This is a genomic window from Bradyrhizobium tropiciagri (assembly GCF_018130545.1).
Taxonomy (GTDB): domain Bacteria; phylum Pseudomonadota; class Alphaproteobacteria; order Rhizobiales; family Xanthobacteraceae; genus Bradyrhizobium; species Bradyrhizobium tropiciagri_A.
In genome coordinates this window covers 111,811-124,485 of sequence record NZ_JAFCKF010000008.1, presented here as the reverse complement: position 1 = coordinate 124,485, position 12,675 = coordinate 111,811, and the positions used below count along the sequence as shown (strand labels likewise).

At 66.0% G+C, this 12,675-nt stretch carries 10 protein-coding genes and 1 riboswitch; of the genes, 4 read left to right on the top strand and 6 right to left on the bottom strand.

Annotated elements, in window-relative coordinates; all coding sequences use genetic code 11:
* Nucleotides 1–32: 32 nt before the first annotated feature.
* Genes JQ616_RS30530 through JQ616_RS30520 form a run of 3 tightly spaced genes read right to left on the bottom strand, consistent with a single transcriptional unit; the run spans nt 33 to nt 2,676 of the window.
* Nucleotides 33–827 (bottom strand): ABC transporter substrate-binding protein, encoded by a 795-nt coding sequence (locus tag JQ616_RS30530; RefSeq protein WP_212021144.1) that lies wholly within the window; start codon nt 825–827, stop codon nt 33–35.
* 38 nt (nt 828–865) lie between these two features.
* Nucleotides 866–1,636 carry an ABC transporter ATP-binding protein gene (locus tag JQ616_RS30525; protein ID WP_212021142.1) on the bottom strand — a complete coding sequence of 257 codons (771 nt, stop codon included), beginning with the start codon at nt 1,634–1,636 and terminating at the stop codon, nt 866–868.
* On the bottom strand, nt 1,633–2,676 hold the full coding sequence (locus JQ616_RS30520) for a FecCD family ABC transporter permease (protein ID WP_212021140.1): 1,044 nt from the start codon (nt 2,674–2,676) through the stop codon (nt 1,633–1,635). Before JQ616_RS30520 ends, JQ616_RS30525 begins: the two co-directional genes overlap by 4 nt.
* 112 nt (nt 2,677–2,788) lie before the next feature.
* Nucleotides 2,789–2,986, top strand: a riboswitch (cobalamin riboswitch).
* A 159-nt stretch (nt 2,987–3,145) separates the two neighbouring features.
* Between JQ616_RS30520 and JQ616_RS30515 the strand changes: the two genes are divergently transcribed.
* Both JQ616_RS30515 and JQ616_RS30510 read left to right on the top strand, forming a co-directional pair.
* The gene (locus tag JQ616_RS30515; RefSeq protein WP_249137479.1) at nt 3,146–5,362 is read left to right on the top strand and encodes a TonB-dependent receptor; all 2,217 of its coding nucleotides are present in this window, start codon (nt 3,146–3,148) and stop codon (nt 5,360–5,362) included.
* Between the two features lie 110 nt (nt 5,363–5,472).
* Entirely contained in the window at nt 5,473–5,646 is a 174-nt protein-coding gene (locus JQ616_RS30510; RefSeq protein WP_212021136.1) for a hypothetical protein, read from the top strand.
* A gap of 179 nt (nt 5,647–5,825) precedes the next feature.
* On the opposite strand, the gene JQ616_RS30505 is transcribed toward JQ616_RS30510, so the two are convergent.
* Nucleotides 5,826–7,073: a hypothetical protein gene (locus JQ616_RS30505; RefSeq protein WP_212021134.1), complete on the bottom strand. Its 1,248-nt coding sequence runs from the start codon at nt 7,071–7,073 to the stop codon at nt 5,826–5,828.
* Nucleotides 7,074–7,245: 172 nt separating this feature from the next.
* Between JQ616_RS30505 and JQ616_RS30500 the strand changes: the two genes are divergently transcribed.
* Nucleotides 7,246–8,478, top strand: coding sequence for an MFS transporter (locus JQ616_RS30500; RefSeq protein ID WP_212021125.1), 1,233 nt, complete (start codon nt 7,246–7,248; stop codon nt 8,476–8,478).
* A gap of 24 nt (nt 8,479–8,502) precedes the next feature.
* On the opposite strand, the gene JQ616_RS30495 is transcribed toward JQ616_RS30500, so the two are convergent.
* Both JQ616_RS30495 and JQ616_RS30490 read right to left on the bottom strand, forming a co-directional pair.
* Nucleotides 8,503–10,092 carry a CYTH and CHAD domain-containing protein gene (locus tag JQ616_RS30495; protein WP_212021123.1) on the bottom strand — a complete coding sequence of 530 codons (1,590 nt, stop codon included), beginning with the start codon at nt 10,090–10,092 and terminating at the stop codon, nt 8,503–8,505.
* 175 nt (nt 10,093–10,267) lie between these two features.
* The gene (locus JQ616_RS30490; protein WP_249137476.1) at nt 10,268–10,756 is read right to left on the bottom strand and encodes a MarR family winged helix-turn-helix transcriptional regulator; all 489 of its coding nucleotides are present in this window, start codon (nt 10,754–10,756) and stop codon (nt 10,268–10,270) included.
* Nucleotides 10,757–10,834: 78 nt separating this feature from the next.
* Between JQ616_RS30490 and JQ616_RS30485 the strand changes: the two genes are divergently transcribed.
* Complete coding sequence (locus JQ616_RS30485; RefSeq protein WP_249137475.1) at nt 10,835–12,655, top strand: chloride channel protein; 1,821 nt, start codon at nt 10,835–10,837, stop codon at nt 12,653–12,655.
* The last annotated feature ends 20 nt before the right edge of the window (nt 12,656–12,675 follow it).

The following is a 12,675-nucleotide window of genomic DNA, read 5'->3' as shown; positions in this document are numbered from 1 at the left end:
CACGTGCTCGCACCTCAGGATGACGGATTACGTTACCGCGTCACTCGCTTGAGCTCCTCCGTCAACCGATCCAGCGCGTCCGCCAGCATGACGCCGCCGCACACCGTGAGCCGCTCGGGCAGCACGATGCGCTTGCTGTCCGGATAGAATCGCTCCAGCGCCGGATGCAGCAGGAAGGCGCGGCCCTCATCCTCGGCGCGATCGCCGGCCTCCGACACCAGGATGAAATCCGGCCGCAGCTTCACGATCGCCTCGAGCGAGGCAAACCCGCCGGCGCCGAGGCCGAGTTCGTCGGCCGCATTGGTCAGGCCGGTTGCCGCCAGCAACGAGTTGATGAGGCTCTGGTCGCCCGACACGAAGCCGCGCCGCTCCAGCGGCAGCACGCGATAATGATGCGCGCTCGCCAACGCCCGTGCCTGCGCGATGGCTGCATCGAGGCGCGCGATCTCGGCCTGCGCGCGATCCGGATGCTGCACCACGTCACCCATCGCCAAAATCTGTCTCTTCACCTCATCCAGCGTGCGCGGCACGATGAACTCGACGAGGTGCAGCCCGTTGGCCTTCAGCAGGTCACGCGTCGCGCGCTTGTCGAACAGGCTGACGACGACGATGTCGGGCTTGAGCAGCAGCACGTCCTCAGCCCCGCCGGACAGACGCGGAAAGTTTTGCGCTTTCTCCGCGGCCCAGGATTGCCAGGCATCGCGCGAAAAGCGGCTGAGGCCGAGGATCTGGTCCGCGTCGGCGAGCGAGAGAACGAGCTGGTCGCTGCAGACATTCATCGAGACGATGCGCGGCCCTGACGCAAGCGAAGCGCTACACGACATCATCCATGCCGCGACACTCAGAGCTACGAGCCTCCAGCGCATCAGACGTCCGCCCACGGCACGATGACGGCTTCGCGCTGGAATTCGGCGCGATAGGCGCTGACGCGGAAGACGCTGGCAAGGACGGCTTCCGACAATGCCTCGGCGGGCGCGCCCTGCGCCGCCAACCGTCCCTCCGAGAGCACCAGCACTTGATCGGCGAAGCGCGCAGCGAGCCCGAGATCGTGGGTCACCACGATCACAAGCACGCCGGTGTCGGCGACATTGCGCAGCTTCTGCATCACGTCGATCTGGTGGCGCGGATCGAGCGAGGCGGTTGGCTCGTCGGCTAAAATCACCGGCGCCTCGACCGCGAGCACCCGGGCCAGCGCAACGCGGCTGCGCTCGCCGCCGGAGAGCTCGGTAACGCGGCGATCGCTGAATTCGGTGACGTCGACCGCCTGCATCGCGCGCAGCACGGCCTCCATGTCGTTCGGCGACAGCCGCGCCGGATCGGTCGCGCCATGCGGATAGCGGCCGAGCGCCACGATATCGCGCGCCGGCAGCGGCCAGTGCACCATGTGCCCCTGCGGCAGATACGCAAAACGTTTCGCGCGTTCGCGCAACGGCAGCGAGGCCAGCGCGTCGCCGCCAATCCTGATCTCGCCGTCCGACGGGATCAGCCCGGCCAGCGCGCGCAGCAGCGTGGTCTTGCCGGCGCCGTTCGGTCCGACCAGCGCGACCAGATGGCCCTTTGCCAGCGATAGCGAGACATCCCGCAGCACCTTGCGGCTACCGAGCGAGGCATTGAGCCCAGTGGCGGAGAGCGTCATGCCACGCCTCCACCGAGCGCGCGGCGTTCGCGCATGATGAGGTAGAGGAAGAACGGCACGCCGATGATCGAAGTCAGCACGCCGACCTTGATGTCCGAAGTCGAGGGAATGATCCGCACCGCGATATCGGCGGCGAGCAGCAGCGCCGAACCGGTGAGCGCGCTCGGCACCAGCAGCCGCGCCGGATCATGACCGATCACCGGGCGCATCAGATGCGGCGCAACGAGGCCGATGAAGCCGATCGTGCCTGTCACCGCGACCGCGCCGCCGACGCCGAGCGCCACGCCCGTGATGACGAAGAGCCGCAGCCGTCCGACATCGACGCCGAGGCTCTGCGCCGCCTCCTCGCCGAGCGTCAGCGCGCGGAACGCGCTCGCCTGGCTGAGCAGGATGGCCGCGCCCGCGATGATGAAGGGCAGCGCCAGCGCAACATGCTGGAAGCTGCGATCCTCCAGCGAGCCGAGCAGCCAGAACGCGATCTCCAGCACCACGAAGGGATTGCTGGAGAGGTTCATCACGAGCGCCGTTGCGGCTCCCGCGAAGCTCGAAATCGCAAGCCCCGCGAGGATCAGGATCAAGAGCCCGGCGTTGCGGCCGGCGATCGCGAGCAGTGCGAACACCGAGCCGAACGCGGCGATGATCGCCACCACCGGCAACGCGTAGGAGCGCACGTCGGCGAGGCCCAGCGCGATCACCAGCACCGCGCCGAATGCCGCCGATTGCGGCGCGCCGAACAGCGACGGCGAGGCCAGCGGATTGCGCAGCAGGCCCTGCAACGCCGCGCCCGACAGCCCGAGAATACCGCCGATCGCGAACGCCAGAATGGTGCGCGGCAGCCGGATCTCGCGCACGATCACCTGCGCGACGTCGCTGCCACCGCCGAACAGCGCCTCGATCACCGTGAGCGGCGACAGCCGCACGGGCCCGATGCCGAGCGAAAGCACGCACAGCAGGGCCACGAGCGCAAGCAGCGCCGCGGTGGCGCCCCACCGGCGCCGCGCCGCGACCTCGGCCGCCAAGGCAAAATCCTGCACGCTCATCTATTCCATGCTCTTACAGCGATCGCCGTGGCAGACAAGCGACACTCGACAAAAACCATGGCCGCGCGGCCATCGCCCGACCCGTGCCGGATTGACTTTGCTGCCCGGCCGAACCCTAGATGACCATGACGGTTCTTTCATGAGATGAAAAGGGAATGCGGTGCAGGGAAACTTCCCCAACGCCGCAGCTGCCCCCGCAACTGTAAGCGGTGAATCCTTCGTCACAAGCCACTGGGAATCTCGGTCCTGGGAAGGCGACGAAGGGTAACGACCCGCGAGCCAGGAGACCTGCCGTCAGCCGTGGTCACACGCGAGGATGCCGGTCGGGGAGTACAGGCATGAGCTTCACCTGATGCTGCAAGCACATGGTGAGACTGCTTCGCGGTGACGTGCCACTGACGTTACCGAGGTCTCGCCTATGTGTTCCTTTCCACCCCATCGGCGCCGCGCGCTTCTGCTCGCGTCGACGATGATCGCGCCTGCAATCCTTGTCTCCGCCGCACGAGCGCAGCAGGCGCCCTCCCCCGATCAGCTGCCGACGATCGAAGTCACCAAATCGGGCGATCAAAACGTCACACGCGCCAAGCCGGCCGCTGACGAAAGCCCGGCCCCGCGCCGTCCGGCACCGGGCACCACACAGAGCAATAACGTAGGCAGCGGCGCTGGGGCGAATTCGGCTGGAACCAGCACAACCACGGGGACCGGCGATAGCGGTGGCGGCGGCCGCCAGTTCGCCGGCATTGTCGGCTCGTCCTCGACCGTGATCACCGCCGACGACATCGCGCATGCGCCGACGCAATCGCTGCCGGATATCCTGGCGCAAGTGCCGGGCGTGCAGTTGCAATCGCTCTATGGCGGGCCGAACGGCGCCAAGACCTCGGTCGACCTGCGCGGCTTCGGCGCGTTCGCGACCGACAACACCCTGTTCCTGCTCAATGGCCGCCGCCTCAACGATGTCGACAAGGCCGGCTTCGACCTCACCACGATCCCGCTCGATTCGATCGAGCGCATTGAGATCACGCGCGGCAACAGCGGCGCCGTGCTGTACGGCGACAACGCGGTGGGCGGCGTCGTCAACATCATCACCAAGACCGGCGCCGGCGGTCCGCCCGCCACGATCCGGGCTGAAGGCGGTTTCGGCTCGTTCAACACCCGCATGGCCGCGGTCTCCGCGGCGCTCAATTCAGGGCCGTGGTCGACCTCGTTCTACGGCAACGGCATCAAGTCCGACGGCTACCGTGTCAACAATGCGCTCGACCAGCGCAATGCCGTCGGCAATGTCAACTATACGACATCAGATCTCACGGCCTTCCTGACCGTCACCGGCAGCGACCAGAAGCTCGGCCTCCCCGGCGGACGGCTGGTCGATCCGTCGATCGGGGTCAACGAGTTGCTCACCGATCGCCGCGGCGCGGCAACGCCGTTCGACTACGCCAACCAGCAGACCGCGAGCGTCACCACCGGCTTCACCAAGACGCTGGTGAACGGCGTCGACCTGATCGTCGACGGCGGCTGGCGGCAGCGCGAGACGCAGAGCGGATTCTTCGGCACCGTGCCGACCATCAGCTTCGCCTCGACCTACAACGACGCCGCGCTGCAGACCTGGTCGCTGACGCCGCGGCTCAGCGTCAAGAACGTCGTGCTGGGCATGCCGTCCACGATCCTGACCGGCATCGACTATTACGATTCGACCTTCCGCGAGGCACGCGGCGCCTATCAGGGCGTCGACCCCTACCATATCTACAACATCGAACAGCAGAGCGTGGCGGGCTACTGGCAGCACACGATCGGCCTGCTGCCGACCACCGATGTCTCCTACGGCGCGCGCGTGCAGAACACGAATGTCTCGGCACGCGATCGCTACGACCCGAATGCGCCATTTGCGTTTGATACGCAGGCAGCGCCGCTCGACAGCAACGAGACGCAATACGCGCTGCATGTCGGCGCCGAGCATCGCTTCACCGACACCTTCTCGGTGTTCGGCCGCGCCGCGCGCGCCTTCCGCACGCCGGATGTCGACGAGCGCGTCGCATCGGGCCCGTCGTTCGATCCGGTGACCTTCGCCCCGATCCCGCAGAATTTTCAGCTCAAGACCCAGACGTCGCAGGACGTCGAAGGCGGCTTCCGGGTCAAGACCAATCGCTTTCAGGTCCAGACCAGCGTCTATCTGATGGATCTCGAGAACGAGATCCATTTCAACCCGGTGCTGTTCTACAACGTTAACCTCGATCCCACCCGGCGCTACGGCTCTGAGACCAGCGCATCGTTGAAGGTCAGCGATAGCGTTACCTTGCGCGGCGGCATGGCGATCACCCGTGCGGTGTTTCGCGAAGGCATCTGGGCCGGCAACGACGTGCCGCTGGTGTCGCGCTATACCGGCAATCTCGGCGTGACCTGGAATATCTGGCAGAACTATCTGGTGTTCGACGCCACGGTGCGGGCCTGGAGCTCGCGCATCATGGACAACGACCAGGCCAACACCCAGAGCAAAATTCCCGGCAACGCCACCGCCGATATCAAGCTGAGTGGACAGGTTGACCGCTTCTTCTGGTCGCTCAGCGTCAACAATCTGTTCAACGCGCTGTACTACGACTACGCCATCGCGAGCTCGTTCACCGAGGGCCGCTTCTCGGCCTATCCGCTGCCCGGCCGCACCTACATGGTCAAGGCCGGCGCGACGTTTTGAGACATCCTGCGCGGCGGGATGTGACCCCGCCGCGCCGTCTGCTCACATTACAGTGCAAGGAAACTGGGGTAGAATTCTCTCAGCTGATTTAACCCGCGCAGGGGAAACGCATGGCCAAGGGCGGAAAGACGAGCAAGGGCGGCGCCAAGACCAAAGAGAAGACCGACGACAAGCCTAAGGTGCCTCCGCCGCCTGCATCAAAGCAGGACGACGAGTATTATGAGGATGGCGACATCGCCACGCCGAAGATCGACCGCTACGGCAATGATGACGAGCCGTTGTAGGGCGAGATCCATCCTCACGTCGTCCCGGGCAAGCGAAGCGCGACCCGGGACCCATAACCACCGATGGTGATGATTGATTTCAGCTGGCGCCACAGCCCGGTCGACGATCAGCTGCGGTGGTTATGGGTCCCGGCTCCCGTGCGCAATTGCGCACTAGGCCGGGACGACGGGGGATGGAGCTAACCGAAATCCTCGCTCTCGATCTTCTTGATACTCCCACGATCGAGCAGATGCGCGCCGAAGCCGCCGCGTGCCAGCGATGCGGCGATCGGCGGCGAGGCCAGCAGCAGGGCTGTCGTCATCGCCAACGGCACGGCACTGAGCCAATCGAGCCGCACGGGCGTCAATTCCTCGGTGCTTGCCCGGTAGAGACCTCCGCCCGCGGCGATGCGGCCGCATTCCCTGATCAGATCGCGCCGCGTGCCGTCGCGCGACGCGCTGCCGAGCAGCGCCTGCATCGCCAGATGCGTGCGTATTCCGGCGCGGCTCTCGGGAAGCGGCGCCGGCGTCTCGCCGAGCGAGACGCGCAGCAAGAGATCGACCAGGTCGATGCCCGACTGGTACGCGTTCATCGGCTCGACCAGCCGCGGATTGCAATCGATCAACAGCGGCGTCGCGCTGTCGAGCGGCATGATGACGTCGACCGAGAGCGCGCCGTGCCAGCCGAGATGCGCACCGATGGTCTCGACCGCGGCGCGGATTACCGGCCGGCTGACGCTCTCCTTGATCGCCTCGCCGCCGCCGACGCCGGCCGCGATCTGTCGATAGGCGTGAAAGCCGATCAGCGTGCCGCGGCAGAACACCGACTGGGCCTTCTCGACCGTGCCGGTGATGAGATCCTGCGCCAGCACCTCGCCGGCAAAGTCGCCTGATGATTCCAGATCGTAGAACGCGCGGTTGAGATCACCGGCGTCGCGCACGAACCAGATGCCGCGGCTCGCGGTGCCGACCGACGTCTTGACCACAGAGGGAAACCGCAGGCCGTCGCGCAGCTCGTCGGCCGAGTTCACGATCCGGGTCGACGGCTGCGGCAGGCCCAGTTGGTCAAGCAGGCGGCTGAAGCCGGCCTTGCTGTGCACGGCGCGATAACTGGCGAAATCCGGCAGCGCGAGGCCGGCATGAGACAACAGCCGCGGCGCGGCGCGGGCGAACAGAAAGCCCTGCTCATGGGTCGGCAGCAGCACGTCGAAATGCTGCGACGCCAACAGGCGCTCGACGAAACGCAGGAAGCCAGCCGGATCGGTCCGCAGCGGAGGACAATGATGATACTTGCGGACAAAGCGGGAATAGCGGGCCAGGCACCAGCGCGAGGGATCGCAGACCTCGACGTGATGGCCGGCCAGCCCCAGGATCGTGATCGCCTCGCGGCCCGAGGTGCTGGAGCCCTCTGACACAAGCACCTTGAGCGGCTTCTTGGCGTCGATCATGGCCGATCATCACCGCGCCGCCGCACTTTGTCGCCGCCTTTAATGCCGCATGTGTCGATCCGGCACGCCCGCGCCGGGGGCAGCCATGCGCCTGCGTTCATGGACAATTAGCGGCCAGCCTCTATTTTCGGCCGGCCCTGCCGGGCTTTGGGAAGTAGAGGGTGTCTCAGCAATGGTCGACGTTCTGGCCGCACCGCAGCAAGCGAGGGCCGACAGCGCGCTGCGCACGCTGACGGGGATCTCGGTCGCCCATTGGGTCAGCCATTTCCATATCTTCGTGCTGCCGATGCTGTTCCCGTTCCTGAAGCAGCAGCTCGGCGTCGGCTATGTCGAACTCGGCCTGGCGCTCACGGTGTTCGCGGTGGTCTCCGGCCTGACCCAGGCGCCGATCGGCTACCTTGCCGACCATATCGGCGCGCGCAAGATCCTGCTGATCGGGCTGACGATCGGCGGCTGCGCGCTGATCGGGCTCGGCCTGCATCTCAGCTATAGCTCGCTGATCGTCTGTGCGGTGCTGCTCGGCCTCGCCAACAGCGTCTATCATCCGGCCGACTACGCGATCCTCTCGGCGCATATGGACGAGGCGCGGATGGGCCGCGCCTTCTCGATCCACACCTTTGCAGGTTTCCTCGGCGGCGCGGTGGCGCCGGCGATCATGGCAGCCCTCGTCGCCTCGATCGGCGGCCTCGGCGCGTTGATCGTCGCCGGCGCGGTCGGCCCGCTGGTGGCGCTGTTCCTGATCGTGCTCGGCATTCCCGATGCCGGCGCCAACAAGAACAAGTCGAAGGACGATGCCGCGCAGAAGGCGAGCGTGATCACCCCGGCGCTGATGGTGCTGACCGTATTCTTCACGCTGCTCAGCCTGTCGACCTCGGGCATCAACAATTTCGGCGTGGTCGCGCTGATGGGCGGGTACGGCGCATCGTTCTCGACTGCCAACATCGCGCTCACCGCGTTCCTCGGCGCCAGCGCGGCGGGCGTGCTCGCCGGCGGCTATCTCGCCGACTGGACCCATCGCCACAGCCAGCTCGCCGCGGCCTGCTTCGCGGTCAATGCCGTGCTGGTGCTGCTGATCGCGCTGATGAACCTGCCGCCGGTGGCGCTGACGCTCGCCATGGGGCTCGCCGGATTCCTCGGCGGCGTGATCGCGCCGTCCCGCGACATGATGGTGCGCAACGCGGCACCGCCCGGCGCCGCCGGCCGCGCCTTCGGCATCGTCTCCACGGGCTTCAATTTCGGCGGCATCGTCAGCCCGCTGCTGTTCGGCTGGATCATGGACCAGCACATGCCGCATTGGGTGTTCGGCGCCTCGGTCGGCTTCATGGTGCTGACCGTGCTGCTCGCGCTGGTCACCGAACGCAAGCCGCAAGCCCCCGCGATGGCAGTCCAGGCGCAGCCGCATTAGGCGGAACGCCTGCCGCCGCCAAACTCATCGGCCCCAGAACACCGGCGTCGCCTTGAAGCGCTGCCAGCTCTTGCGCAGCGTTTTGGCCATCGCGATCTGATCGCGGGCCAGCCAGCCGGCCATCGCGCCGATGCCGAGATGAAGCGCGGGCTGATCGTCCTGCGCGATGGTGTGGAGCAGCACGCGCGTGCTGCCGATATCGCACACCCGGCCGAGGCTGTTCTGCAACCGGGCGAGCCGCTTCACGTAGCGCTTGGCCGGCGCTTGGGCGGCATAAAGCGGTAGGAAGAACTCCGCCGCATAGCGCAACTTCTTGAGGTTGATCCGCAGATTATGCTGCGCATGGATATCGAGCTGCCGGAAGCCCGCGCCACGTTTCAACGTCTTGCGATGCAGGCGTTGCAGAATTCGATCGGCAAGCCCCGGCATCGGTTGCGACAGGATCGCCAGCGCTTCGCTGTCGATCTCGTTGCGCCAGCTGCGACGCTCCACCAGCTGCCCCAGCGAGAGCAGGAAGCGGCTGCACCGGGGATCGGCGAGGACGCCATGCAAGGCGCCGTAGCTCGACTTCTGCCGCTGCTCGACCGCCTTGCGCAGGCCATCCAGGTCGATATCCGGAACCGCGCTGACCAGACGGGTGATCGTGGTTTCGGCGAACACATCCCAATCCCGGGCCTTGCCGAGTTGCCGCATCAGCCATCTTGCTTCGCCGTTGAGCGTCTCAAACGCCGGCGATGGAATGTCGCGCCGAAACAGCGCGCAGATCGTGCGCAGGCGCCGCAACGCCACTCGCATCTGGTGCACGCCTTCGGGATCCGTCCCCTGTTCGGCCACCGCGTGATTTTTCAAAAGATGATGCCAGCAGGAGCCGACCAGCCGCGCGATCACGTCGTCGACCACAAGATCCGCAGTGATGCCGGAAGACTCGGCCTTCGCCGCCGACGGCGCGACATCAAACGCAAGCGCGTAGCCGCGTTCCGCCTTGCTGCGCGTGCCGATCTGCAGCGGCGCCGCGTCGAGCAACTGCGTTCCCAAATCGAACAGCACGCCGGCATTGCCGCTCTTCAGCTCGAGCTCGATTTCCGACAGAACCTCCTGGCGCGCGTCGGCCTCGATGGTTCCCTCGTCGAATGCGACTTCAACCGATGCGTCGGGCAGATCAAGCTGCCGAGCGTGGCGGCGCACTTTGGTCGCGAAAACCGGCACCAGCGCGTCGTTGCCGAGCGTCGCCACGGGATCGCCGACCTCGTCGGCGGGAAGCAGCCGCAGATCCGGGACGATGCCTCCAACCTGCACCTCCCATTGACGGCGCAGCAGAGGCTGCGCACTGTTCGGCGCGAGCTTCAGCGTCTGAATGAAGCTCTTGCCGTTGCGTCGCACGCGCAATGAGATGCCGCGCTGAAACAGCAGCCGCTCCGCCGTGTCGTAATACACTGTTTCCAGCCGGTGAAACGCGCCGCGATTGCGCGCGTGCTGCACGATGCAGGGTGCCTCGCGCAGCTTTTCGAGGCTTCCTTGCGGCGCAAGCAGCTTGAGCTCGACTTCCGCCTGATCGCCATGCCCGACGGCAATGGCAGTGCCCGCATCGATCACGACCGGTCGCCGCTCATTCAATGAAATCGCCCCGGGTGTGGTGTATGAAGATTTCATGACAAAGACAAGGCATATCCATTGCATTGCGGCGTGCATTGGCCGTGCATTGTAGCGCAAATCCACGCGGTCGAATTGTGCGTGACCGCACTGTCAGCCGAGAGCGACGAATGCTTCGCGCGCGAAATGTTTCGTGCGTTCATTCCGAACGTCGCGACAGCACCTGCTTCAACAGCGGCTCGATCCGCGACAGCTCATCGAGATGAACCGCTGACAATTCAGCGAGATGCTCGGTCGCACGTGCGGTCAATTTCAGCAGAACGCGACGCTGGTCGGCGGGGTCGAGCACACGCTCGACCAGTCCGGCCTCTGAGAGCCGATCGACCAGTTCGACCGTGGTGTGGTGACGCAGCCGCAGCCGCTCGGCGAGGTCACCAATCGTGACCGGGCCGCCGCCCGGATAGCCCCGGATCGCCAGCAAGGCCTGATGCTGCCTTGGCGTCAGGCCCTCGGCCTTCGCGGCATCCTGGCTGAACTCCAGAAATCGGCGGATCAGATAGCGAAATTGCGACAGCGCCTCGTAGTCGGCCTGGCTCGGAACCCGCGTCCTGGCCTTGTTCAGGGGCTGGTTCCGAGCCTGGTTCAGGGCCTTGGCCGACGATTTCGAGGGCCCTTTCAACGCTGCCATTCGCAGTCTCCCGCTTGAAATTATATCGCAATGCGATATTACGCCCGCATCCCAATTCAGCCGAGCCTTACGCCAGCCATGAGCGTCATTTCCACCAAATCGAGCCCCAGTGCCAAGTCCAGTGCCAAGACAAGCGCCAAAATCGGCGACAAGGCCAGCCACCTGCTGAGCGACTTCACCACCGATCCGCGCGTCGTGGTGATCTCGGCAATCGCCGTGTTCGTCGCCGCTGCCGGCGTGCTGGCCGGTGCCGGTCTGCTGGAATTGATCAAGCTCGCCACCAACATCGCCTATTTCGGCAAGTTCAGCTTCGCCGACCTGAAATTGCAGAATTCGCCACTTGGCCTCTGGACCGTGCTGGTGCCTGTCGCGGGCGCGCTGATCATCGGCCTGATGGCGCGCTTCGGCAGCGAGAAGATTCGCGGTCACGGCATTCCGGAAGCGATCGAGGCGATTTTGCTCGGCCGTTCCCGGCTCGACCCCAAGGTCGCGATCCTCAAACCGCTGTCGTCGGCGATTTCGATCGGCACTGGTGGACCGTTCGGCGCCGAAGGCCCGATCATCATGACCGGCGGCGCGATCGGCTCGCTGATCGCGCAGATGCTCCCCGTCACCGACAACGAGCGCAAGACCCTGCTGGTGGCGGGCGCCGCTGCCGGCATGACCACGGTATTCGGAACGCCGATCGCCGCGATCATGCTCGCGGTCGAACTGCTGTTGTTCGAATGGACCCCGCGCAGCTTCATTCCCGTCACCGTCGCCGCCGTGGTGGCGGCGGTCGGGCGCACCTTCCTGCACATGCCCGCGCCGCTATTCCCGTTCACCGGCGGCGTCGACATCTCGGTGCTGCAGCTCGGCGCCTGGATGCTGATCGGAATCCTCTCTGGGCTGCTGTCGGGCGTGCTCACGCAGCTGGTCTATGGCTGCGAGGATCTTTTCCTCAAGCTGCCGATCCACTGGATGTGGTGGCCGCTGATCGGCGGTCTCGTCGTCGGCCTCGGCGGACTGATCGAGCCGCAGGCGCTCGGCGTCGGCTATGACAACCTCGCGTCGATGCTGAGCGGCGACGTGGTGCTGAAAGCCGCGCTGCTGCTGCTCGTGGTGAAGGCTGTGATCTGGTCGGTCGCGCTCGGCTCCGGCACATCGGGCGGCGTGCTGGCGCCGCTGCTGATCATGGGCGGCGCGATGGGCACCGCGCTGAGCGGCTACCTTCCCGCCGCGAGCCCGGGCTTCTGGGCGCTGCTGGCGATGGCGGCGACGATGGGCGGCACGATGCGCTCGCCACTGACCGCGACCTTCTTCGCCGTCGAGCTCACCGGCAACACCCATGTGCTGCTGCCGCTGATCGCGGCCTGCTGCAGCGCCCATGGCGTCACGGTTCTGTTGATGCGGCGATCGATCCTGACCGAGAAGGTGGCGCGACGCGGCCATCATCTGGTGCGCGAGTATCGGGTCGATCCCTTCGCGCTGACGCGGGTGCGTGACGTCATGACCAAGGCGGTCGAGAGCGTCGCCGACACCATGACGCTGCACGGCGCGGCAGCCTTCCTGACCAACCCGAAGACCAGTCATCCGAGCTTCCCGGTCGTCGATGCCAACCATCACGTGCTCGGCGTGATCGATCCGCCATCCGTGCTGCGCTGGCGCCGCGCCGGCAAGCATCGTACCGCGACGCTCAGCCAGCTGCTGGCGGGCAGCAAGATCACGGTCGCCTACCCGGATGAATATCTCGACCGGCTGGCCGACCGCCTGATGCAGGTCAACGTCTCGCATCTGCCTGTGATCTCGCGCGAGGATCAGCGCCTGGTCGGCTATATCGGCTGGAAGGATCTGATGCGGGTGCGCGCCAGGCTGCAGGCCGAAGAGACCCAGAAGACGGCGTTCTTCGGCGCGCGATAGGTCCGCGGACAGCTTGCCCG

Coding starts and splice junctions, on each gene's coding strand:
- JQ616_RS30530 (WP_212021144.1), bottom strand. CDS start 827: ATGATGTCGTGTAGCGCTTCGCTTGCGTCAGGGCCGCGCATCGTCTCG.
- JQ616_RS30525 (WP_212021142.1), bottom strand. CDS start 1,636: ATGACGCTCTCCGCCACTGGGCTCAATGCCTCGCTCGGTAGCCGCAAG.
- JQ616_RS30520 (WP_212021140.1), bottom strand. CDS start 2,676: ATGAGCGTGCAGGATTTTGCCTTGGCGGCCGAGGTCGCGGCGCGGCGC.
- JQ616_RS30515 (WP_249137479.1), top strand. CDS start 3,146: ATGATCGCGCCTGCAATCCTTGTCTCCGCCGCACGAGCGCAGCAGGCG.
- JQ616_RS30510 (WP_212021136.1), top strand. CDS start 5,473: ATGGCCAAGGGCGGAAAGACGAGCAAGGGCGGCGCCAAGACCAAAGAG.
- JQ616_RS30505 (WP_212021134.1), bottom strand. CDS start 7,073: ATGATCGACGCCAAGAAGCCGCTCAAGGTGCTTGTGTCAGAGGGCTCC.
- JQ616_RS30500 (WP_212021125.1), top strand. CDS start 7,246: ATGGTCGACGTTCTGGCCGCACCGCAGCAAGCGAGGGCCGACAGCGCG.
- JQ616_RS30490 (WP_249137476.1), bottom strand. CDS start 10,756: ATGGCAGCGTTGAAAGGGCCCTCGAAATCGTCGGCCAAGGCCCTGAAC.
- JQ616_RS30485 (WP_249137475.1), top strand. CDS start 10,835: ATGAGCGTCATTTCCACCAAATCGAGCCCCAGTGCCAAGTCCAGTGCC.